This window comes from Marinobacter sp. EVN1 (genome assembly GCF_000475375.1).
In the GTDB taxonomy this organism is placed as follows: domain Bacteria; phylum Pseudomonadota; class Gammaproteobacteria; order Pseudomonadales; family Oleiphilaceae; genus Marinobacter; species Marinobacter nauticus.
Genome location: NZ_AXCB01000023.1, coordinates 13,038 through 35,633, shown reverse-complemented (window position 1 = coordinate 35,633; position 22,596 = coordinate 13,038). Strand labels below are relative to the sequence as shown.

Annotated in this window: 18 protein-coding genes; 10 read left to right on the top strand and 8 right to left on the bottom strand. The window is 50.6% G+C overall.

Features of this window, described 5'->3' with window-relative positions:
- The first annotated feature begins 47 nt into the window (after nt 1–47).
- The 5 genes from Q674_RS31780 to Q674_RS31760 all read left to right on the top strand — a co-directional run bounded on the left by Q674_RS31780 (nt 48) and on the right by Q674_RS31760 (nt 5,848).
- Nucleotides 48–599 (top strand): sugar transferase, encoded by a 552-nt coding sequence (locus tag Q674_RS31780; protein ID WP_023009018.1) that lies wholly within the window; start codon nt 48–50, stop codon nt 597–599.
- Between the two features lie 2 nt (nt 600–601).
- Nucleotides 602–2,536: a polysaccharide biosynthesis protein gene (locus tag Q674_RS31775; RefSeq protein ID WP_023009017.1), complete on the top strand. Its 1,935-nt coding sequence runs from the start codon at nt 602–604 to the stop codon at nt 2,534–2,536.
- 26 nt (nt 2,537–2,562) lie between these two features.
- Nucleotides 2,563–3,984, top strand: a complete 1,422-nt coding sequence (locus Q674_RS31770; protein ID WP_023009016.1) for an MBL fold metallo-hydrolase — start codon at nt 2,563–2,565, stop codon at nt 3,982–3,984.
- A 71-nt stretch (nt 3,985–4,055) separates the two neighbouring features.
- On the top strand, nt 4,056–5,318 hold the full coding sequence (gene tviB, locus Q674_RS31765) for a Vi polysaccharide biosynthesis UDP-N-acetylglucosamine C-6 dehydrogenase TviB (RefSeq protein WP_023009015.1): 1,263 nt from the start codon (nt 4,056–4,058) through the stop codon (nt 5,316–5,318).
- 161 nt (nt 5,319–5,479) lie between these two features.
- Nucleotides 5,480–5,848: a histone-like nucleoid-structuring protein, MvaT/MvaU family gene (locus Q674_RS31760; RefSeq protein ID WP_022993291.1), complete on the top strand. Its 369-nt coding sequence runs from the start codon at nt 5,480–5,482 to the stop codon at nt 5,846–5,848.
- A 39-nt stretch (nt 5,849–5,887) separates the two neighbouring features.
- Here Q674_RS31760 and Q674_RS31755 read toward each other — a convergent pair whose 3' ends face one another.
- A complete protein-coding gene (locus Q674_RS31755; protein WP_023009014.1) occupies nt 5,888–6,838 on the bottom strand; it encodes a GGDEF domain-containing protein in 951 nt (316 codons plus the stop codon).
- 2 nt (nt 6,839–6,840) lie between these two features.
- Entirely contained in the window at nt 6,841–7,869 is a 1,029-nt protein-coding gene (locus Q674_RS31750; protein ID WP_023009013.1) for a response regulator, read from the bottom strand.
- Between the two features lie 352 nt (nt 7,870–8,221).
- Here Q674_RS31750 and Q674_RS31745 point away from each other — a divergent pair, with 352 nt between their 5' ends.
- Complete coding sequence (locus Q674_RS31745) at nt 8,222–9,100, top strand: DUF6160 family protein (protein WP_031210174.1); 879 nt, start codon at nt 8,222–8,224, stop codon at nt 9,098–9,100.
- Between the two features lie 45 nt (nt 9,101–9,145).
- Nucleotides 9,146–10,594 (top strand): exodeoxyribonuclease I, encoded by a 1,449-nt coding sequence (gene sbcB / locus Q674_RS31740; RefSeq protein WP_023009011.1) that lies wholly within the window; start codon nt 9,146–9,148, stop codon nt 10,592–10,594.
- Nucleotides 10,595–10,654: 60 nt separating this feature from the next.
- On the opposite strand, the gene Q674_RS31735 is transcribed toward sbcB, so the two are convergent.
- From Q674_RS31735 to Q674_RS31710, 6 genes are all read right to left on the bottom strand, one after another.
- On the bottom strand, nt 10,655–12,658 hold the full coding sequence (locus tag Q674_RS31735; protein ID WP_023009010.1) for a hypothetical protein: 2,004 nt from the start codon (nt 12,656–12,658) through the stop codon (nt 10,655–10,657).
- A 119-nt stretch (nt 12,659–12,777) separates the two neighbouring features.
- Nucleotides 12,778–13,443 carry a TylF/MycF/NovP-related O-methyltransferase gene (locus Q674_RS31730; protein WP_023009009.1) on the bottom strand — a complete coding sequence of 222 codons (666 nt, stop codon included), beginning with the start codon at nt 13,441–13,443 and terminating at the stop codon, nt 12,778–12,780.
- 22 nt (nt 13,444–13,465) lie between these two features.
- A complete protein-coding gene (locus Q674_RS31725) occupies nt 13,466–15,712 on the bottom strand; it encodes an N-acetylneuraminate synthase family protein (protein WP_023009008.1) in 2,247 nt (748 codons plus the stop codon).
- Nucleotides 15,709–16,395 (bottom strand): cytidylyltransferase domain-containing protein, encoded by a 687-nt coding sequence (locus Q674_RS31720; protein WP_022992701.1) that lies wholly within the window; start codon nt 16,393–16,395, stop codon nt 15,709–15,711. The genes Q674_RS31725 and Q674_RS31720 overlap by 4 nt, the downstream gene beginning before the upstream one ends.
- Nucleotides 16,392–17,264, bottom strand: coding sequence for a class I SAM-dependent methyltransferase (locus tag Q674_RS31715; RefSeq protein WP_022992702.1), 873 nt, complete (start codon nt 17,262–17,264; stop codon nt 16,392–16,394). Before Q674_RS31715 ends, Q674_RS31720 begins: the two co-directional genes overlap by 4 nt.
- A gap of 118 nt (nt 17,265–17,382) precedes the next feature.
- Complete coding sequence (locus Q674_RS31710; protein WP_022992703.1) at nt 17,383–18,552, bottom strand: flagellin; 1,170 nt, start codon at nt 18,550–18,552, stop codon at nt 17,383–17,385.
- Nucleotides 18,553–18,835: 283 nt separating this feature from the next.
- Here Q674_RS31710 and Q674_RS31705 point away from each other — a divergent pair, with 283 nt between their 5' ends.
- The 3 genes from Q674_RS31705 (at nt 18,836) to Q674_RS31695 (ending at nt 22,462) form a co-directional block, all read left to right on the top strand.
- Nucleotides 18,836–20,950 carry a 6-hydroxymethylpterin diphosphokinase MptE-like protein gene (locus Q674_RS31705; protein WP_152526073.1) on the top strand — a complete coding sequence of 705 codons (2,115 nt, stop codon included), beginning with the start codon at nt 18,836–18,838 and terminating at the stop codon, nt 20,948–20,950.
- A gap of 166 nt (nt 20,951–21,116) precedes the next feature.
- Nucleotides 21,117–21,947, top strand: coding sequence for a flagellin (locus tag Q674_RS31700; protein ID WP_023009005.1), 831 nt, complete (start codon nt 21,117–21,119; stop codon nt 21,945–21,947).
- Nucleotides 21,948–22,024: 77 nt separating this feature from the next.
- Nucleotides 22,025–22,462 (top strand): flagellar protein FlaG, encoded by a 438-nt coding sequence (locus Q674_RS31695; RefSeq protein WP_023009004.1) that lies wholly within the window; start codon nt 22,025–22,027, stop codon nt 22,460–22,462.
- The last annotated feature ends 134 nt before the right edge of the window (nt 22,463–22,596 follow it).

Here is a 22,596-nt window from a genome sequence, read left to right as displayed (position 1 = left end):
AATGAAACGTTCAATAATTCCTTTTATCCTGATAGTGGGCGGTTTCTGTGATTCGTTTTTTTGATCTGGTTTTTTCTTTAAGTGGATTGGTTCTCGGGTTCCCGGTGCTGCTGTTGCTGACGTTAATCGGGCTATTCGATACTGGGTCACCGATTTTCATGCAGGAACGGGTCGGTAGGCACAAAAAACCGTTTGTTTTGGTGAAATTCCGCACGATGAAAAAAGACACGGCTTCCGTAGCCAGCCATTTGGCCAGTGCAGAGGCTATCACGCCTTTTGGTAAGTTTTTACGGCGCACCAAGCTGGACGAATTGCCTCAGCTATGGAATGTGCTCAAGGGCGAAATGAGCCTGGTAGGGCCAAGGCCCTGCCTGTTTAATCAAGAAGAATTGATTGCAGCAAGAGAACAAAGAGGTGTTTTACAGGCTCGACCGGGCATCACTGGATTAGCCCAGGTTAATGATATTGATATGTCCACCCCGGATCTTCTGGCGGAGACCGACGCTCGGATGCTGGCGGAGCTTAATTTACTGAATTATTTTAGATTCATCATACAGACGGTGACGGGGAAAGGTTCTGGTGATCGGGTGAAGGGCTAATAATGATCAATTGGTTTCTTAATCTCCCAAGGTTTCACAAGCGCGCCATTTCGGTTTCCTCCGACATCTTGGTGTTGTCTTTTGCAATCTGGGCGGCCTTTGCTCTGCGGCTGGAGCAGGGGGTGTGGCTGCCTACGCGGGGCCATCTAATTGTTGCGGGTATTACCGTCCTGATTACCATCGTTGTGTTTGTTCGTTTGGGATTGTATCGGGCCGTAATCCGTTTTTTGGGAGACAGGGCATTTTTAACCATTGTCTATGGTGTGGCGGCGTCCTCCCTGGCTCTTATTGTTCTGGGGTACATGTTGCAAGTGTCTGTGCCCAGGTCCGTGCCTGTCATATACGGCGCTTTGGCCTTTATATTTGTTAGCGGTACCAGGCTGGGGGTGCGAATGCTGGTGAACCACCCTGGGCAAAGGAAAAAGGAAAGCGTAGCAATCGTAGGTGCGGGCGAGACGGGTATGGCCCTCGCGTCTGCTCTTAGGCAAGGCACGGAATACAGGCCGGTTTTGTTTATCGCGTTTGATAAGTCCCATCACAAAACGATGATTGATGGGTTGCCCGTGGTCAGTATCAATTTAATTACCAAGTATATTCAGAAGTATGGTGTTCGCCGGGTTCTGCTCGCTTTGGATCCAGATCTGAGTGTAGACCGCAGAGGATTGTTACATCAGCTTGAATCACTGGAGGTGCCAGTTCAAACGGTTCCCTCCATGTCGGAATTGGTTGCAGGCCAGGCGCGCATTAACGATATTCGGGATCTGGATATCGAAGATTTGCTTGGTAGGGATCCTGTGAGGCCAAATGCTGCCTTGGTGTCAGATAGTCTGTATGGCAAATCTGTCATGGTGACCGGGGCAGGGGGCTCCATTGGCTCGGAGCTTTGCCGGCAGATTCTCCAACATAAGCCCAAGCGGCTCATTTTGTTCGAGCTGAATGAATTTTCGCTCTACAGTATTGAGCGCGAACTGTCGGCTACCAATGCTGTCGAGGATTTGGGGGTAGAAATACACCCGTTATTGGGCAGCGTCGCACACCGGCGACGCTGCGAGATGATTATGCGGGCTTTTGGCGTACAGTCTGTGTACCACGCAGCAGCGTACAAGCATGTGCCATTGGTTGAGCACAACGTAATTGAGGGGGTCCAGAATAACGTTTTTGGTACGTTACACTTGGCAGAGGCAGCCATTGTTTCCGGCGTTGAGCGTTTCGTTCTGATCTCAACTGATAAAGCCGTTCGACCAACCAATGTGATGGGGGCGAGCAAACGTTTAGCGGAGTTGGTGCTTCAAGGCTTGGCTCAACGGCAAAACAGTACGATTTTCTCTATGGTACGTTTTGGGAACGTGCTGGGTTCTTCTGGTTCGGTCGTCCCATTGTTTCGGTCGCAGATTCGCGATGGCGGGCCAATAACCGTTACTCATCCTGACATAATACGATATTTCATGACTATTCCAGAGGCTAGTCAGCTTGTACTTCAGGCTGGAAGTATGGGGTGTGGTGGTGAAGTGTTCGTTCTGGATATGGGGGAGCCGGTCAAGATAGCGGATCTGGCTCGTAAGATGATCCACTTAATGGGCCTTACAGAAAAAACGGAAGAACGTCCCGATGGTGACATTGAAATAACGTATACGGGTCTAAGGCCTGGAGAGAAGCTCTATGAGGAATTGTTGATTGGCGATAATCCTCAAGGTACTTCACATCCCAGAATCATGATGGCCAGGGAGGTGTCGCTGCCCTGGCAGAAAATGGAAGACCTCTTAGCCGAACTTACGCAAGCGAGTCATGCGTTTGATTGTCAGCGTATTATAGAGTTGCTTACAAATGCTCCAACAGGTTATGCACCTAATGGTGAGACTGCAGATCTAATCTGGCGTAATGTAAACAACGTCAAGCATCCGGTCCAATCGGAAGGCAAAGTTCTGCATTTGGGCTAGCTGCATCATGCAACAAGGATTGTTGAATGATTGAGATAAAACACCATGGTGCTGTGAATGGCGTCACTGGATCCTGCCATGAGCTCCAGGTCTCGGACTTTGGTATTCTGATTGATTGCGGTCTTTTCCAGGGGCAGGAGAAAGGCGCGGCCTCCTCCGTCACGGAGCTGGCGATAGACTTCCCCATTGATCATATCCGCGCCCTTGTGGTCACTCACGTCCATATTGATCATGTCGGGCGGATTCCCTATCTTCTGGCAGCCGGATTTGAGGGGCCCATTGTCTGCTCTGAACCCTCAGCCATTATGCTGCCGGAAATCCTCGAAGACGCGCTGAAGATCGGCTTTACACGGGATCGGGCTTTGATTACCCGGGTTTTGGACCGTATACGCAGCAAACTGGTACCGCTGCCCTATGGTCAGTGGCATGAGCTGGTTTCTGAGGGCGATGCTGCACTGAGAATCAGGTTGCAGAGGGCCGGGCATATTCTCGGTTCTGCCTATGTGGAATGCGAGCTCCACGATGGCCATCGCAACGAACGTATTGTTTTCAGCGGGGATCTTGGCGCGAGTCATGCACCACTCCTGCCAGAGCCGTTATCACCTGAGAAGGCTGATCGCCTGATCATCGAAAGCACATACGGCGATAAGAACCACGAAGACCGGGAGAGCCGCCGCTATCGATTGAAATCGGTTCTTGAGCATGCCCTGGAAGACGGCGGTACGGTGCTGATTCCGGCATTCAGTATCGGTCGCACCCAGGATCTGCTTTATGAGATCGAAGCACTGATTGCCGAGTTTGGGGAGACTGAGATTTTGCAGTCGAGTGCAGAAGGCTCCTCTGGACCACTCCGATGGCAGGATCTGGAAATTGTTGTGGATTCCCCGCTGGCCGCTGAATTCACCCGAATCTATCGGGATCTCAAGCCATTTTGGGATGATGAGGCCCGAGAACTTGCCAGTGCCGGCCGGCATCCTCTGTCGTTTGAGCAGCTCACAGTGATCAATTCCCACGAGGACCATTTGAATGCGGTTGAGTATTTGGCTCGCACTCATCGTCCCTGCGTGGTTATTGCAGGATCTGGTATGTGTGCTGGTGGAAGGGTGGTGAATTATCTCAAGGCGATGCTGGGCGATGCCCGAAATGACGTGGTTTTTGTGGGGTATCAGGCGGCTGGAACGCCAGGGCGGGATATTCTGACTTACGGGCCGCGTGGTGGATGGGTGGAGCTGGACGGAGAACGATATGGCATTTCGGCTCGCGTTCACACAGTCGGTGGTTATTCTGCTCACGCCGGGCAAGATGATTTGCTTCGGTTCATTGCAGGTATTCCTGAGACGCCCGCCGAAATTCGCGTTGTCCATGGCGATTCGGGTGCCAAGCGCGCTTTTAAGCTGGCGTTGGAGGCAATGGCGCCGGATTCTGATATTCTGATTCCAGTAGGATAACGGGGTGGGCATGCGCTGATCATGCGATCGTTCGCCCAAGCGCTTAGACCTTATTTAAGGCAGGAGAATATATGAAAAGGATTGCGGTAATCGGCCTTGGTTACGTGGGCTTACCATTGGCGGCTGCATTCGGCGAAAAGCGCGAGGTGGTTGGTTTTGATATCAACCCCAAACGGATTGCCGAGCTGAAGGATGGCATTGATTTCACGCGCGAGGTGAGCCGGGATGAACTGGCGGCGTCGTCGAAACTGTCGTTTACGGATTCTCTGGATGGCATTGCCGATTGCCAGGTCTACATCGTGACCGTGCCAACCCCGATTGACGAATACAAATCGCCAGACCTTACCCCGTTGGTAAAGGCCAGTGAGAGTGTGGGTAAAGTCCTCAAGAAGGGTGACATCGTTGTTTATGAATCGACGGTGTTCCCCGGTGCCACTGAAGAAGTCTGTGTGCCGGTTCTGGAAAAGATGTCCGGCCTCAAGTTCAATCAGGATTTCTTTGCCGGTTACAGTCCGGAGCGTATCAACCCGGGCGATAAGGAACACCGCGTTACCACCATTATGAAGGTGACCTCCGGCTCCACGCCCGAGATTGCCGATGAGGTAAATGATCTTTACGCCGACATCATTACTGCGGGAACCCATAAGGCCAGTTCCATCAAGGTAGCGGAAGCGGCAAAGGTTATTGAAAACACTCAGCGGGATTTGAATATTGCGCTGATGAATGAGCTGTCGATGATTTTTGCCCGCATCGGGATCGATACCCATGAAGTATTGGCCGCTGCTGGTACTAAATGGAATTTCCTGCCGTTCAAACCCGGATTGGTCGGCGGGCATTGTATTGGTGTAGATCCGTATTACCTCACCCATAAAGCTCAGGCCATTGGTTACCATCCAGAGATTATTCTTGCTGGCCGCCGTGTGAACGACAATATGGGGCCGTACGCTGCCGCTGAACTGGTCAAAGCGATGATCAAGAGGGGGCATACCATTGCCAATTCTCGTGTATTGGTCATGGGGCTAACGTTCAAGGAAAACTGCCCGGATTTGCGTAATACCCGCGTTATTGATGTGGTTAATGAGTTAAAGGATTTCGGTTGTCAGGTGGATGTCACCGATTGCTGGGCCAATAATGAAGAAGCCGAACATGAGTATGGTATTTCTCTGGTCCCGGAACCGAAAGCCGGTGAATATGATGCGGTATTTCTTGCGGTACCGCACCGGGAATATGCCGCTCTTTCAGCGGAGCAACTGCGTGCTTATACCAATAGCAACGGCGTTTTATTTGATTTGAAGGGTGTGTTGCCGTTAGGGCAGGCTGATTTACGCCTTTGATCTTTAGGTGAAATACAAAGCCGGCCATTGTGCCGGCTTTTTTGTTAAGGGGATTTAAGTAATTTATTTTGCCTCGTTTCGGTTTTTCTATTATTATTTGTTTCGACTTTCGGTCATATTCAATCAGTATTTAAAACCCCACGATAAAAGGTTTTATTTCCATGGCAAAGATTAATGATTATTACCAGAAGAAGCAGCTGATGGAAAAGCTGGCCGCCGAGCTGGAGAAGCTCGAAAAGGACCAGGCACTGAAAAGCGAACTGGAATTTGAAAACAAAGTTCGCGATTTGATGAAAGAGTATGACAAATCACCGAAGGACGTTCTGCAGATTCTGTCTGCGATTGATCCCTCTATTGCTGGTGCCAAGGCTGAGACTGCAACTGGCACCCGCGCCAAGCGTCCGCTGAAGACCTACAAGAATCCGCACACCGGTGAAGTGGTGAAAACCCGCGGTGGCAATCACAAGACTCTGAATGAGTGGCGTGACAAGTACGGTAAGGAAGCGGTACAGAGCTGGCAGCAGGATTAATTGCCCATTCCCCTCTCTCTCAATAGAGGGAGGGGGATATTAACTGACTACGACTTTGTTCCGCCCGCTTTCCTTGGCTTTATACAAAGCCTCATCTGCCTTTTGCATCCACTGCATATAGTTCTCTGGCGTTTCAGTTAATTGCGCGATGCCCATGCTCACTGTGTAGCGAATATCGCCTGCGGTTGTGCTAACCGTGCTGTTCTCAATCGCCTCACGAATGCGCTCGCAAATGACCCGGGCACTCTCGGCATCGGTTTCTGGCAAAATAATGCCGAACTCTTCACCGCCATAGCGGCCGGCGCTGTCCGATTGCCGGATGTTATTGCGAGTGACCTCGGCGGTATGGCGAATCACCTCGTCTCCGGCCAGGTGGCCGTAGGTGTCATTCACCGGTTTGAAGTGGTCGATATCGAACATCACCAGGCTTGTGGCCTGGCCATAGCGCCGGAAACGTTCATATTCGGCATCCACCAGGTTTTCCCAGGTGCCCCGGTTCAGCAGCCCTGTTAGCCGGTCTGTCATGCTGAGTTTCGCCAGCTGTTCGTTTGCACGTTCCAGGGCCCGTTTGCTGCTGGCGAATTCGGTTACGTCGTAAATCAGCAGGCACACCTTCTCCACCTCTCCGTTCGGAGCGGTGATTGGGCTGATGGTCAGGTTCTGGAACATGTATTCTTCCGTGCCTGTGATCGGGCGTGTATTCCGGAACTTGAACAGGTAAGGGCGCTGTTCCCAGGACGTAAAGGCCCGGGTGTTCAGCATGGCGACGGCGTCTACCTTTCGGGTAAGCCAGGCTTCCGGGATGTCCGGGAAGACTTCAAACAGTACCTTGTCCCGAATCTGGCTGGCGGTAATGCCGCTATGGTGTTCCATAAAGCCGTTCCATGCCTGGACGTGGAAATCCAGGTCCAGCACGACCAGCCCCACCTCGACGGATTCGAGCATGTCCATCAGCCAATGGAATTCGTTGGCGTCCTGATTAAAGGCCATAGTCAATCCACCAGATACGCGAGGCGTTTTTCAAGGAATGGGATGGAGTCCTCGGTTAGCAGGATCAGCATGTTACAGCGGATATCCCGGTTTTCCAGAGCATAGCTGATCTCAATACACAGCAGCTGTTCTTCCCGCTTGCTGTGATGATCCAACAGTTCGTTAACCGGGCGGTGCTGGCCGAGAACGGTCGGATGACCCAGGCCCAGCTTCAGGTCGAGCTGATCGCCAATACCGTTGATGAACGCGCCAAACAAGATGCTCGACATATCCATGAGCACTTCCACGTTCACGGATTCGCCTTCCAGCACGTCATAGTGAAGCAGTTCGGCCATTTCCCGGAAACTGGCGTCCTCAAACAGCAGGAGAGCCTCGCCTGCGATACCGGCGCCGGTAAAGCCCTGGCAAACGGCTGAGTAGTCTTCTGCTCGCTGCGCAGCCGATATTGCCATGTGCAGCTCGGAGTTGGCGATAAACGCAACTTTGGGGATAGGTTGTTTGACAAATACCTTCAGCAGCCGGGCCAGCAAGTCGGAGGAGCGCCCCATGGCGACGTTGGAGATCTCCTGCAGGTAGTCGCTCAGGCTCACTGAGATTTCCGGCGCTGCTGCTTCTCGACTGTGCAGGCTGGCGTCGTTCAGGGCAGTGTCTTCAAGCTCGGAAGGGCGATAGAAGCCGTACTCTTCGAGCAGTCGGGAGACAACGCCGGTGTCGGTTGGCTTCTTGATGAAATCGATGGCGCCCAGTTTACGCACACGTTCCCGGGCTTCGGGTTGGATATCACCAGAGACCACGATGGTTAGAACCGGGAGATCCTCGGAACGGATGTGTTCCAGCACCTGGTAGCCGTCGAGTTCCGGCATGTTCAGGTCCAGAAACAACAGTTCGGCTTTTTGATCGCGCAGGATGGTCAGAGCCTCTTTGCCATCGCCAGCAAACAGGATGTCGTCTGCCAGGCCGGGTGGCAGAGCTTTGGCCATTTGTTTGCGCGCCAGGGCAGAGTCGTCGCAGATCAATATTCTGGTGGTCATGGGGTGCCGTATGGGGCCTTCAATGAAAGGGCGTAAGTATACCAATATGAAGCCTTATGTATATGCGGGCTACATTACAAGTTCGCTAAGCGACATATTGGTGTTTCAGCTAGTTTAATCCTGTGACGAACATCAAGCTTGAACGACAAATGACGGTCAGGTAATGAATGAATGTGATGTACCTCACTCAATATACGAGCCTCGGTCGGATATAGTCGTGTTGCGGTCAAAAAGAAACAGTTTGTTACAAAGAATAACGGGCCGCATGCCAGCACCGAAATAATAATACCAGCGGGCAGGCATGGAGTCGGGTGTCGAAACTGACTCACTAAAACAATCAGAGACACAATCTATGACAACGCAAGCGTACGGATGCGCTGCCCTTGCCATGCTTTGCCTGGGTATTTCGCCCGTTTCCCAGGCAGAACTGGAGCCCATTTCAGATAATGCGATGGGCAAGGTAACCGGGCAGGCCTTTATGCAGATTGAAAACATCCCCGGCCAGAACCATGAGTTCACGCGCATGACGCTGACCATGGATGTAGAGACCCGTGTGAATATTGACGATATTCAGGCCGGCCAGATCAATGGCGGCACGGACTTCTCTGCCACCCACCTGGCCCTTGGTCACATCGCCCGTAACGACGGCGAGGTCTTCAATGGCAAGACCTACAATGCCGGGGATGAAATTCCTTTCGAAGCGCGCATGCCCTACATCGAACTGGCGGAAGATGCCGCGGGCCTTGCCGGATTCCGCATGGGTTTCGGGCAGGCAAGGGGCTCGGTGTCGTCCCATACCACCAGCTTCAGCGGCGACATCGGCCTGAAAGTACAGGATTCAACCGGTGCCGTTTACGATACCTATCTGTTTGATGGCAATGGTGGCGCGGCCACCAACTACCGTGCCTCTCACATTGGTATTGATCCCAACTCCTGTGTTTCCGGAGCTAACTGCACGCCACTTACCCACCTGCAATCACTGACCGTAGGCGAGGATAATGGCAGTGCTGATGGCACTATCGGGTTTACAGATGCGTTTTTCGTCGGTTTTCAGCGCGATGACGGCGTAGCCTGGCAAACGCTGGACGGTGCCAACACCATCAGTGTTGGGAAAGGGGTATTTATTAACCTGCCTACCAACATGACCGTGGATCTGAGCCAACTGGTTGGCCCGGACGGCATTGACCGCCTGCGCACCCATCAGACGGATATGGGTACCAAGCTGTTTTGATTTTGCTAGACTCCTGCCTCTGAACCAACATGCAGGAGTCTTCCTTTGATCCGCTCTTTCTACTGGCACGATTACGAAACCTTTGGCGTAGACCCGGTTCATGACCGGCCCTCCCAGTTTGCGGGTGTGCGCACCGATGCGGATCTGAATATCATCGAAGACCCGCTGGTCATCTATTGCAAGCCAGCCGACGATTACCTGCCAGCCCCTGAAGCCTGCCTGATTACTGGTATTACTCCCCAGAAAGCGCTGGAGGACGGATTTCCGGAAGCCGAGTTTATCGCCCAGATTAATGAGGCTTTCAGCCAGCCCGGTACCTGCGCTGTGGGCTACAACAGCCTGCGGTTTGATGATGAAGTTACCCGGCATACGCTGTATCGCAATCTCCGGGATCCCTACGCCAGGGAATGGCAGAACGGGAACTCTCGCTGGGACATCATTGATATGGTGCGGCTGACCTATGCCTTGCGGCCGGACGGTATCAATTGGCCCCGCAAAGAAGATGGCAGCCCGAGTTTCAGGTTGGAAGAGCTGACGGTGGCCAATGGCATTGCTCATGAGGCTGCCCACGATGCCATGTCGGATGTGCTGGCCACCATTGCCGTGGCAAAGCTGATCAAGGAAAAACAGCCCAAACTGTTTGATTTCGTTCTGAACAACAAAGACAAACACTCCGCACGGCAAATGCTGGATACCGCCGCTATGAAGCCGGTGTTTCATATTTCCGCCAAGTACCCGGCAACAAGGGGGTGTTGCGCGTTGGTGGCGCCGTTGGCAGAGAGCCTGAGCAATAAAAACCAGGTGATCGTTTACGATCTTAGGGAAGATCCCGAGGAGCTGATCAACGCCTCGGTCGAGGAGATCCGTGAGCGGGTATTTACGTCTCAGGCGGAACTGGGGGAGGGCGTTAGCCGGTTCCCGCTGAAAGGTGTGCAACTGAACAAGTGCCCGGTATTGGCGCCGGCGACCATGCTCTCCACGCTGTCAAAGGAGCAGTTGGCCGAGCTGGAGCTGGATGGGGACGTACTGCGGGCCAACCTGGCGAAGCTGCGCAAAGCACCAGACCTGCCCGCCCGCATTGCCCAGGCATTCGAACAGGATTTTCAGGGCAGCGACCTGACCGATCCCGACGAACAACTGTACGCGGGCGGGTTTATCAGTAAAACCGACCGGGAGAAACTCAACTGGTTGCTGACCCAACCCGTGGATACCCTGGCCGAGCAGGAAGTGAGGTTTGAAGACGCGCGCCTGCCGGAGATGCTGTTCCGTTACCGTGCCCGCAACTATCCGGATACCCTGATTGGCGAGGAAATGGAGCGCTGGGAGCAGTTTCGTACCGAACGGTTGATGCAGCCGAAAAAGGGGTGGCGTTCATTGGAGGCTTACGGTCGGGAACTTCAGCGATTGGCCTCTGATCCTGAGCTGACGCCCAAAAAGCAGCAGGTTCTGGAAGATCTACATCTTTACGGTGAATCTTTGATTCCCTACCTGTAGCGAATTGAAGACCCCGGGCATCCTCGCGTGAGGATTGTCCCGGGATCTGGGTGGCGCCGATTAGCGCCGACGCTGGAAATACACGCTCAGGTTCTGCCCCATCAGGCTTTGAACTTCACTACCCAGGGCTTCCGCCTGGATCTGGCGCTGTACCGGGCCGGTGGCCAGGCTGTGGCCATCCTCATCCCGGGCTTTAATCAGCTTCCACTCTACTTCATTGCTCACCAGGGCCAGCAGCTCTTTGAGCTGGTTGGCGTCCTGCGGCCGGAACCATCGATCGCGGCAGCCGCCCAGGCTGTAGAAGTCCTCGTCCTTCAGTAGCTCTGTCCAGAGGGTATCTTGCCGGTTGGCCAATACCATCCTGCGAAGTTGACGCAGGGCGGTACGAGTGGGCTGCAGATTGTGCTCCGCGACCAGGCGGCGAATCTGTTTGTCGCCCTGGGTTTGCTCGGCCAGCGCCGTGTGCATGTGCACAATGGCACCGGTGTTCGAGGCAGTATTGATGAGTGCGGCCAGAGAAAGCTCGGTCATGGCCGGTGAGGGCACACGGCCCACTTCCACCCAATGGACCTTGTGACCATCGGCCACAAAACGCTGTGCGATGGACCAGGGCCAGAACACGATGTTGTCCATGTTCAGGCTCTGGGCCATGCGGGTGCCTTTGGCGATATTGGCCAGGGATTCATCAACTGCAATTACTTCGACATCGTTCAGGTATTGCGCCAGCTCCATGGCTCGCTGGCCAGACTGAGCGCCGCACACCATAATCCGCAATGCGGCGGGGAGGTTGTCGGTGTTCAGGCCAAGTTCCTGCGCCATCACGGCTTTCAGGCTGGTCTCCGTCCGATAGGCCAGCTGGCTCCAGGCCGGCCATGCCTGGGGCACATCGGTTTTCTCCAGGCAGAGTTCCTCGGCTTTTTCGTCAAAATTCTGCTTGATGGCCTCTTCTTCTGCCCGGCTGTAGTAGCTGGCTGCCATAATGGGTTGCATGGCCAGTGGCCAGTCCACCAGGTTCCATTGGCCGAGTTGAACTGCAAAGTTCTGGTGGAAAAGCGCACCATACATGGCACTGATCATCAGCGAGCCAATCAGGGCCTCTTGAGGTTCGCCCACGGCAAATTGCGCCATGATGCTTTCATTGATGGTGGCCGCCAGGCGTTCCTCATCGTCTTCCGCGGCCAGCGCGAAGCCGGTGCGGTCGGCGTATTCCGCGATCGCCAGGCAGAGGGGCTGCAGTTCGTCCCTCAGGCTGGCCGTTTGAGCGACCTCCGCCATAATGGCGCGGCGCAGTAGCACCACCAGTTCTTCCACAGCGGCATTGGGCATCAGAGTTTTCTGGAGCGCCAGGATCAGCAATTCATCTTCTGCCGCGGCATCCAGGAAGATTTCGGCGTTAGGGTTATCCAGGTCGTATTGCTGCTGGATGATTGCGCCGACAAAGTGGCCGATTTCCTGGTGTGGCAGACCTTCCTGCCGAAGCAGGGCAATGGCGTCCAGCGCCAGATCGCTGTCGGCTTTGTGAACCTGAAGGTGCTGCGCGCAGGAGAGCATGCCGGAATAGACAGAGTCCCATTCCGATCCGCTTTGGAGTAACTTTCGGTAGTGCAGGTAGGCAACATCAAACTGGCCTTGCAGCCGTTTGGCATGAGCAACCCCGCAGAAAGCGGCGGCAGATTGCCGGTCGCATTCCAGTGCCTGCAGGAAATACTCCTCCGCCAGGGCGGGGCGCTCGCTCTTCAGTGCCCAATAGCCGAGGTTGCAGTATTGCTGGGCCTGCGCCGGTTGCCGATTGAGGCTGGCATTGAACAGGGCATGGGCCTTTTCAAGCTGGCCGTCGTCCATCTCCACTCGGCCGAGCAGGCCAAGGGCCGCTACGTGATCGGCCTCCAGCGCCAGCGCCTGATTCAGGTATTCCCGGCATTCATTGCGCGCTTTCAGCCGCTGAATGTAGGAGAGCCCGTTGCTGTTGGACTCGCCGTACGCCAGGTTTGCCTGGAGCACCAGGCGCGCGACCTGAGCCTGAACGGAGCGGGAAAGATGCGCGTTATGATGTTGTACTTGCATGGAACACCTCGTTACCAGCCAATATCCGATGCGGCAAAGGTCTGCAGTTTTTTGACGGTTTGCCGGGGTTTGGGGGAGGTGTTGCGAAAGGTGTGCCAGTTTTGACTGAAAATTTGAATTCAGGGCACTTCTATGTAAGTTGGTATGTTAGTTAGTGGTAATTTTTTTAATTTCAGGTTTTTGTCAGAAAGAAACTCTTCGACCGCAACGGTTTCTCCTTCGACAGTACCATAATCGTCAAGCACAATTAATCCGCCACTTACCATGCGGGGATAGAAAAGATCTAACGCGAGCCTACTTGGAGAATAGACATCTAAGTCTATGTGTAAGAGTGCAACCCGAATGTGAGGATTTTCGGACAAAAAAGCGGGGGCTGTTTGAAGAATGTCTCCGCTAATCAATTCGATATTTTTAAAACCTTTGTCGTCTAAGCGTAATGTTAATTCAGATTCTGGAATGCCTTTGCCTGCAATTTGAGAGAATTCCGATATGAATTTTTGGTCGGACTGCACTCCATCATTCGGAACTGGAAAATCTCCGAATGCATCAAATCCAAATATTTTCCTGGAACTGAATGTTTCCAAGCATTCTCGGAATGTGGCAAATCGAATTAGTGATGCGCCTTTGAAGACTCCAAATTCGACAACTTCGCCTGGTAAATCAATAATTTTTTTATAGAGTTCATAGTGGCTTATGAGTTTGTGAAGCCTTTTAGGGTCGGAGGTAAGATAGAAACCATTCTCGTAATAGAATGCCTTTGATTTTTCGAATCCGATTGCCGTCATTGTAAAATTCCGAACCTTTAATTTAAATGTTAAACGACTCTAGCCTTTCAAGAGCAACCCAAAAACCCTCGCCGGAATTTTTATGACCTTGCCAGATTTCTGGAATGAATGAAGCGTTTGGACAAAATTTATTGAGATTGCGCGCTAATGAGGAAAAATCAAGCTCTCCTTCTTCGATCTGTAGGCCTTCTTCGTCGGTTCCCTTTGCGTCTACTATGTGAAGATGCGCGGTGAACGGTGAAACCATTTTTATAAAGCGAGAAAAGTCCATCTTTATATGATTACATAGCAGTTTTGAATGTGAGGTGTCCAGGCAGATCCGATAATTATACTTGTTGCAGAATTCTACAATTTCATCTGGCTCCATAAATAAGTTGTGAAAACTTTGTCCCCCAAAGTGCCAAGGAAAAGGTGGCATGGTTTGGATAATAATTTCGGTTCCTTTCGCATCCAATTTTGATAAAGAGTTAGCAACCCGCTCATAAAACTCCGATCTTAGTGCTTTAGCAATAAATCCGTTTTGGGTGAACCCTCCAGCGTTTACGATTATCAGCGTGTCATGCTTGGTGTTAAAATATGGCTCTAGTTTTCGCGTCACCTCTATTACTCTTTGAAGCTCATCGATTGATCGATTACGATACTTAAAGTCCGGGGAACTTAAGTCTAAAATATGATCACCAGAGAAAAGCTCAGGACTGTGAACAATTAGGTCTAGCTCGTAACCGTTTGGGTCAAGATAATCTGATGGGGATAGCTCAAGATCTCGATAGCTGAGATGAAACTCAACAAGATCTAAGTTCGAAAGTGGAACAAGATTTTTAAAGTCGTGATACCGAACTGGAATTCCAAAAGGATGAGAGAAGCTATAGTTTCTAGGTTCTATCTTGGTTTTTCTTAAGTCTGAAACATAGAAGAAGTCGCCTTTTTCAATGTTACGATCTGAGGGCTTTCCAATAAGTTCATTTTTTCGGTAAGGAGGAATTCCCTTGCCGGGACTACGTACTTCAATATCCATGTCAGTTACGATTGAGCCCTTTGAGATTCTTCTCTTGGCGACGATGCTTTTTCCGAGAACCTCTCGGTTCATCATCTCTCCTTGAGTTACATAGCGTTCTGATTTCTTCCCGAGAGCTTGTTCCACTTCTCGAATTCCTTCAACCATAAGGCGGAATTCATCTGGTAGGAGGCTAACTCTATGATCATTTCCCTCCATTGAACGATCAAGAGTAAAATGCTTTTCTATTACTTTTGCGCCCAATGCTACTGCTGCGATTGCAATAGCGGAGCCTCTCTCATGTCCAGAGTATCCTACAATGCCAGAAGAACTAAGTTCTTTTAGTCGTTCTAAATACCTGAGATTTATATCTTTAAATGGAGCAGGATAAGTAGAGTTGCAGTGCAATAGAATGTACTGGCAACCTGATCTATCTAATAAGTCTATAGCTGTTTTCACTTCCCGTTCAGTTGACATTCCTGTTGAACATATTAAAGGCTTTCCAGTGCCGGTTAGCTTTTGTAGAAGGTCATGATTGGTGAGATCCGCTGACGCTACCTTGTAAGCTGACATGCCATAACTTTCAAGCCGTTCTAAGCTTGATTCGTCCCACGGAGTACATAGGGGAAGTATGCCTTTCTCTTTACAGTAGTCAAAGATTTGAAACATTTCGTGTTTTGATAACTGGAACCGATTCAGTAAATCAAGTGTATACTCAGCTCCTAGATCCTCGCCGTCGTCTGATACATTTCTGTAAACTGACTCCATATCGCGAAGTTGAAATTTCGCACAGTCGGCGCCAGCCTTTACGGCTTCGTCAACAAGTCGCTTAGCCAGCAGGATGTCTCCATTATGATTGTTTCCAATCTCTGCAATTATGAAGGTTTTACTGAGTTCGTGTATGCAGAAGTTATCTATTTCGATAGACGCCTTTTCATGCAGCGCCATCGCTACGAGCCTCTGATTTGAATCAAGCAGAGGTAGGTATTTCACTCTTGACGAGAGTAGTTCCTCTAGTTTCGAGTTGGATGAAGATTCTGCAGCGTGGATGAAGTTACAATTTGCAGCCACCGAAACCGGTTGCGTAAGATCAAAGTTCTCTGTTCTCAATAACCATCTACGAAAATCTCCGTCGGTGAGAATGCCTTCTAATACTCCATTGGACGCGACAACAAAAACGAACCCGCTTTTGTTTGCACTTATTTTTTGTAGAGCAATGCTGATTTCGTCGTCTGCAAAAACAGTATAAGGCGTTATGTTGCGTTCTATTATCATCGCTTTTCCTGCTGCATCAACATATCAACTATTTTAAAGTCCGTTGGAGAGTCGATCTCCCAAGACTCTTGTTCAGTCATACAGAACATTACTATTTTTCCGCCCAAGCGATTACCGAACGCCTTGAGGATCGGAAGTCTTGTCATATATATCGATCCATTTTCCTTGTACGGTCGCTCAGAAGGAGCCAGATCTTGCCGGCGCGGCCTTGACATGTAATCGTACTGTGCTGAAGGCATCGACGGGTTCTTCCAGAAAAACGAGTGGCTTTCACACACAGATACGAGAGAATCTGCATTTTGTTTTTCAAAAAGCTCAATTGCGCTTGCTATCGTACCCGGCCGCCGGTAAGGCGAGGTGGGTTGAAGTAATATCATTACTGTATTCGGTTCCCAGTCGAGCCAATCTTGGGCAACTTGCAGCATTACATCTTCGGTCGGAGTGGCGTCTTCGGCGAGGTGAGCAGGGCGCAGTTCCGGAACTTTAGCTCCATTTCTTTTGGCAATATCAGCGATCGCCGGGGAATCTGTCGAAACGAACACTTCGGCTATTTTTGTGCAGGCCAATGCCTGTTGAATGCTCCAGAAAATCAGGGGCTGACCCAATAGGTTTAGTATATTTTTATTTGGTATACCTTTAGAGCCTGATCGAGCAGGAATCAGAGCTATGTATCTATTATTCAAGGTCTGCTCCTTGCTAGTGCAACGAGGGTATCAGTTTGGTTTCTAGCAGCGAGAAAGGCTTGATAGGCATTGGCGAGTTGACGGCTGCTTTCATCAAGTGCGCTCCGGCCTATTCCTGTTGGCTTGTTTAGTTCGAACCATGCTAAGTGATTCCACAAGGGGTAGCGCTGAACGTTAATTATCTCATCTACCAACCATCCACCTTCCTCTAAAATATACCGTAGTGACTCTTTGGTGTGTAAAACAAGGTGTTCTGACCAGAAAGTAAAATCTTTGAATGAGCTGGGGCCGTGATGAAGTAGCCAATCCCGTGCGTGGGGAATTTCAACCACAAGCCTAGCGCCAGGAGCGGAGGATTTCTGCAGAAACTCTAGATGTGAAATTGGGTCATCCAAATGTTCGAGGACATGGAACAGGCTTATAATTTCGGGTCTGAATTTGATTATCTCTTTAGGAGAATCGGTTACTGTGTGTCCGTCGGCTTTAAGTGACTCTAGATTATTCGCATTCAGCTCGAAACCCAGAAGATCATATGCATACTCATGGCTCTTTCGAAGTTGAAAACCTGCACCGCAACCGAAGTCCAGCCAACGCTTGTTAGCTATTATTGGCTTTAACAATTGATCTCGGCGATCAGTGTCTGCCACGTCCATGTCATTTCTGGGTTTGATACCCGAAGGGACGTTTTTCGTTTTGTAGTAGTCAGGAGGGTTGCCGGTATGAGATGGATCCAGATAGATTACACCAGATCTCTCATCCTCGAACACGAGTATCTCTCTATCCCGGCATCGTTCCCAAATTATAGTTGCCCTTTTGGGGTCAAGAAAATCCCCCTCCATTAGGGCCTGAAAAACAGCTTTGGGCTGCATATTGAGCCTCACTATATTTCAACTGGGTATAGCTTAGCATGTCCTTTGAATGATGGGGCAGCTCTTGGTTCCGCCTAGGAAGGGGGCAGGTTGAGCCCCCTTTCTAGGGATGCCCAATTTACCCTTGGAGAAGCTGTAGTACCTGTTGGGGGCGCGCATTTGCTTGCGCTAGCACTGACAGGCCCGCCTGTTGCAGTACCTGCGTCCTTGCTAGTTCAGCAGACTCCTTGGCAAAGTCTGCATCTCGAATTCGACTGTTCGACGCAGACAGATTTTCTGAGGTAGTGCTGAGATTTGCAATGGTTGATTCGAACCGGTTTTGAACTGCACCGAGTTGGGCACGATAGCCGTTAATCGTTTCGATCGCGTAGTCGACGTTGATCATAGCTAGGTCAGCTCCGGCTTGATCCGAGACGTCCGTATCATTGACTGAAATGGTATTTGTTGCTGGATCCAATGCTATCCCAGAGAGGGCTGTGCCGCCATTCACTCCGATGTCTATCGAGTATTGTTCACCAAACTGAGACGATAGCAAAATTTCGTTGTTGGTTCTGTTTAGGTATGCACTGACCCCCGTATTTCGAGTTTCGGCATTTATGGCACCGACGACATCTTGTAATGAGCCTGCTGCAGTAATGCTAATCGATGGGAAAGCGCCGCTGACACCCGATATGTCAACAGTCAAATTGGTGGTTTCGCCATCGTTAAAGATGTCTCCCAATGTTTTTGATGAAGCGTCTGTCAGTGAGAGTATGCCGCTTGTTTCGTTCACCACGCCACCTATCATGTTACCGCGAGCATCAAGGCCACTTACGCTGATCGTTTCGCCCGTATTTGCTCCCACCTGAAACGTCTGGGTGTTGAAGTTGCCATCAAGTATCTTCAAACCATTAAATGAGGTTTGGCTGGCAATCCGGTTAATCTCTTGGATACGTTGTTGGACTTCCTGGTTCAGAGCTTCCCTGTCAGAAGGGCTGTTTGTCGCATTAGCTGACTGAACGGCTAGCTCACGAATTCGCTGCAAGTTAGAAGTCACCTCATCCAAAGCGCCCTCCGCCGTCTGTGCCAATGAAATCCCGTCGTTGGCGTTTCTAATGGCAACATCGATACCCTTAATTTGCGATTGAAAACGTTCGGAAATAGCAAGTCCAGCAGCATCGTCTTTCGCCGAGTTAATTCTCAATCCTGAAGAAAGTCTCTGTAACGCGGTGTTCGCATCATTTTGAGAGGAGTTCAGATTTCTTTGTGCGTTCAGTGACGCAATGTTGGTGTTTATTACCTGAGGCATTTGGATCTCCCTGCATCGGTGCTCTGGGATTGGCAATACCTCAAGATGGTATCGCCTGTTTGACTAGTAGGATAATGCTCGTTTGTTTTACTGGATGCTTTGATCGTGCCAGATGTAAAAAAACGTAATTAATACAGTTGGATATGGTATTTCCAAGAAGTTCGGAAGGAAGGTGCGGTGAAATTTTGACGGCAAGCTATTGCCGTCTTCATGAGTTGATTGTTAAACGCGTGGTAAAAAACAACCTGTTTTGGCAAAGTAAATGCCAGCCTGAAACATATTTTTGGAATTTACGGAGATAGCCCTAATGGTGAGCCATCAAGATGATCCGGCGCGCATATACCTGCAGCGAAAGGAGAAGAACCTCAACTATTTCAAGGTTCATCTTCCGCGCATCTATCAGATGCTTGACAATCTGATGCTGACCCGCGCCGAGTTGGTTGTCACTCCTGGTGAAAAGGATGTCGATATGACGTTTGATGGTCGGTCATGCTATCGAGGGCTTGCGCGTGAATACTCACGTGACGAGGTGCGTGACTTCTTAAAAGACCATCGCCCGGATAGGAGGTTTCTGACGTATAGTCCGGCTTGGCCTAGTTCTTACAATAAACAGAGGTTTGCAGCGCGTAGCATTCAAAGAATTATAGAGATGAGTCCAGTAACCCCTGAAAATTTTCAAGGCTATAAGCGTGGCAGCGTGTTTCCTTCGATTGTTTTCCTGGGGTGTGGCTTAGGATTCCATATCGAATCGATGGTTGAGCAAGCGACAATAGTCAACGCCATTGTGGTGGAGAGGGAGCCTGAAAAATTTGCGTTGAGCTTGTTCACCGTAGACTGGGCAAAGATCTGTTCTACCTTTCAAAAGAAAGGTTTTTCCTTAAACTTCGCGATCGGTTTTGCCTCCAGCGAGATGGAATTGAGGGATCTATTATCCCGGCATTTGGCCCATAGTGTCCCACTTTATCCTTACACAACGCTCTACTATAACCACCTAGCGGACATTGAGTTAGCGAGAGTCGCTATGGATGTTGGTCGGGACCTTGCGCTTGTTGCTGCGAGCTGGTCGAACTACGACGACGAGTTGATGCGCCTAAAAAATTCAATTGCCAACTGTCGCCTTGGAATCAAGTATCTTCCACGGAGAAACCTCAGTGGTCACAACAAGCCGGTAGTAATCGTTGGCAGTGGACCCTCGTTAGATGAACGATTAAGCAGCCTCGTGGCGATCAGGGATCGGGTTGTCGTTGTTAGTGCCGGTACAGGGCTTCGGCCGCTTTTAACCGCCGGGATAAAGCCTGATTTGCATGTTGAACTAGATCCGAATTACATGATCTACGAGCTTCATTCAGAACTTGGCAGTGATCTGTTGAAGGAAACCACGTTGTTGGCGGGCAATGAAGTCAATCCCAAGGTTGCTTCGTTGTTTGGCCGAGCCTACACATTTTATAGGTTTGATAGCGCTCTATCGTGGTTGGCTGGTGTTGGTCAGGACGGATTTGTTAATTGTAACCCGACCTGTGTAAATGCAGCGTTATCGATACTTCATACCTTGGGTTGTAGAAAGATATTCATGCTCGGGACGGATTTTGGTTATGTAGATAATGCTCATGATCATTCGTCATATTCGGTATATGGCGAAAAAGCTGTCGGTGAGGTAGCGGCTGGGCTTCGTAAGTGGGTAGGCGAATCTAAAAGGCAGGATTTCTCAGTGCCTGCGGCCTCTGGAATTGGGGTGGTTCAAACCCGCTTCGATTATTATGCAGCAAAGGTCAATGTTGAGGGTTTTCTTCGAGAAATAGCAAGAAAGGCGCCAGAGACAGAGGTTTTCAACTGTTCAGATGGCGCTGCAGTTGAGGGCGCACTTTGGTTGGCTCCACATGAATTTGAGTCAACCGTAAATCGCTTTACTCACGATGAGATGACTGACCTTGAAAACCTAATCGAGAGCAACAGTCGGAGCATCTCCAGGTCCACCCTCGATGATGCCATGCCATCTGTGGAAGGCGAATTGGAGAGGGGGGCGGCGCTTCTGAAAAAAATAATCTCAAAAGAGCGTTTACGTGGCCGCAAGGACTTGGCCTTGCTTGCGAATACGCTCCGTCTTGTATCCAAAACCTCCGGGTTAACGGAAAAAAAACCGGTTACTGCGGCGCAGCAGTACCAAAGTTGGGTTTTAGGCGGAACAGTGCTGCATTTTGTACATGTGGCTTTATGTCATGGTTTCGCCTGCGAGGATGAGGATCTGCCAGCTTTTATGACAACCTGGCGGGAGGGGCTGTTGAAGTTCCTTGATGAAGTTGCCGAGCATTTTTCGGGGGTTGTAGCTGAGCAAGAGCGATTGGAAGAAGATCCTTGGATGAAAATGAATTTCGAGTCAAAGGAGCCGGGGTGGTCATAACTCAGCCGCCTCAATTTACAAAGTTTAACAAAAGAGTGTCGTTTTTTTCTAAAGCATCGCTTGGTGCGGTCGTTAAGTCAGATAACAGGGTCGCGCTAGCTACAAGGTGCGTTTCTCGGCGACGACCTTTTCTCGAAGTGATGACTTGTTATTAAGGGGAAATACTATGGCTCTGGGTATCAATACCAACGTTGCCTCTATCAACGCCCAAAACCAGCTTGGAAAATCTCAAAATCTAGGTGATCAGGCTCTGCAACGCCTTTCCTCCGGCCTTCGGATTAACTCCGCTAAAGATGATGCCGCAGGTTTGGCGATCGCGACCAAATTTGATGCCCAGATTCGGGGTCTGACGGTTGCCCAGCGGAACGCAAATGATGGTATTTCTTTGTCGCAAACAGCTGAGGGTGCTTTAGATGAAGTCACCAACAACTTGCAGCGAATTCGTGAGCTGGCTGTACAGTCTGCGAACGCTACGAATAGCGATAAAGACCGTATCGCTCTGAACCAAGAAGTTAGTCAGCGTAAAGACGAGATAGATCGAATTGGTTCTGTAACTAAGTTCAACGGAACTGCCTTGTTGGATGGAACTTTCACAGCGCAGCAGTTCCAAGTCGGTGCAAACAACTCGGCAGTTGATCGTATCTCTATTAGTATCGCTACAAATATCAATGTTGCGGCAAGTGGATTAAGTGTTACGGCGACTGCGTCAACTGTGGCAGGCGCTCAGAGTCTGCTGGATCAGGTTGATGCTGCTCTCGACACCGTGAACGGTTTGCGAGGAACTTTGGGTGCTGTGCAAAACCGCTTTGAAAGCACTATTTCTAATCTTGGCAACAGCATTGAAAATTTGAGTGCCTCACAAAGTCGGATTCTCGACGCAGATTTTGCCTCGGAATCGGCGAAGTTGGCCAAGGCCAATGTATTGCAGCAGGCTGGTATCTCAGTGCTGGCACAGGCTAATGCTCGGCCAAATCAGGTTCTATCCCTCCTGCAGTAATTGGGGTAGCACGGTGAACCGTCGGCTCTTCCACTAGGAGAGCCGGCTTGCGCCGTATCAGGAAAGTGAGGTGAGTCATGAATGACGTGAACCTGAATAGCCCGGATCTCAAATTGGTGCGTTACGGTAGCCAGTCTCCGGCTCGGGCAAACGCGTCGCCTCAGAACGACGGTAGTATCGTCTCCGCTCAGGTAGTAGCCTCATCAGTTGAGCAAGCGTCGCGGATCGAGTCGCTTAAGCCCCAGGAGTCGCCCGGGGCAGGCAAAGTGATGGCGAGGTCTGTTGAACCGGCCGGGCAATTGGATGAGGCAGTGTCTCAGTTGAACGATTACGTGCAGTCGGTCAGCAGGGACTTGCAGTTCGAGGTGGATAGCGAACGAGGGCAAGCCATCGTCAAGGTAGTTGATCAACAGACTCAAGAAGTTATTCGCCAGATTCCGGATGAGGTTGCTTTGAGGTTGGCAGAAAAATTGCAGCAGGATGAACCGCTGACGTTATTCAATGTGAAGGTGTGATTTTTTGCCGCTGGCCGGCATTGGGTTACGGTTGTTCAGCGCCGCCGCATCCGCAAGGATCCGGCGGTGATTTTGTTTATAGCTGGTTTTGTCGTTACGAACTGTAACATTAAATCGTTGAGAAAGTGGCAAAG

Bases quoted from the DNA above. Each gene is read 5' to 3' on its own strand.
- Q674_RS31735 (WP_023009010.1), bottom strand. From the start codon at position 12,658: ATGCAAGTACAACATCATAACGCGCATCTTTCCCGCTCCGTTCAGGCT.
- Q674_RS31750 (WP_023009013.1), bottom strand. From the start codon at position 7,869: ATGACCACCAGAATATTGATCTGCGACGACTCTGCCCTGGCGCGCAAA.
- Q674_RS31700 (WP_023009005.1), top strand. From the start codon at position 21,117: ATGGCTCTGGGTATCAATACCAACGTTGCCTCTATCAACGCCCAAAAC.
- Q674_RS31760 (WP_022993291.1), top strand. From the start codon at position 5,480: ATGGCAAAGATTAATGATTATTACCAGAAGAAGCAGCTGATGGAAAAG.
- Q674_RS31775 (WP_023009017.1), top strand. From the start codon at position 602: ATGATCAATTGGTTTCTTAATCTCCCAAGGTTTCACAAGCGCGCCATT.
- Q674_RS31695 (WP_023009004.1), top strand. From the start codon at position 22,025: ATGAATGACGTGAACCTGAATAGCCCGGATCTCAAATTGGTGCGTTAC.
- tviB (WP_023009015.1), top strand. From the start codon at position 4,056: ATGAAAAGGATTGCGGTAATCGGCCTTGGTTACGTGGGCTTACCATTG.
- Q674_RS31755 (WP_023009014.1), bottom strand. From the start codon at position 6,838: ATGGCCTTTAATCAGGACGCCAACGAATTCCATTGGCTGATGGACATG.
- Q674_RS31725 (WP_023009008.1), bottom strand. From the start codon at position 15,712: ATGATAATAGAACGCAACATAACGCCTTATACTGTTTTTGCAGACGAC.
- Q674_RS31710 (WP_022992703.1), bottom strand. From the start codon at position 18,552: ATGCCTCAGGTAATAAACACCAACATTGCGTCACTGAACGCACAAAGA.
- Q674_RS31715 (WP_022992702.1), bottom strand. From the start codon at position 17,264: ATGCAGCCCAAAGCTGTTTTTCAGGCCCTAATGGAGGGGGATTTTCTT.
- Q674_RS31745 (WP_031210174.1), top strand. From the start codon at position 8,222: ATGACAACGCAAGCGTACGGATGCGCTGCCCTTGCCATGCTTTGCCTG.
- Q674_RS31730 (WP_023009009.1), bottom strand. From the start codon at position 13,443: ATGACGGCAATCGGATTCGAAAAATCAAAGGCATTCTATTACGAGAAT.
- Q674_RS31770 (WP_023009016.1), top strand. From the start codon at position 2,563: ATGATTGAGATAAAACACCATGGTGCTGTGAATGGCGTCACTGGATCC.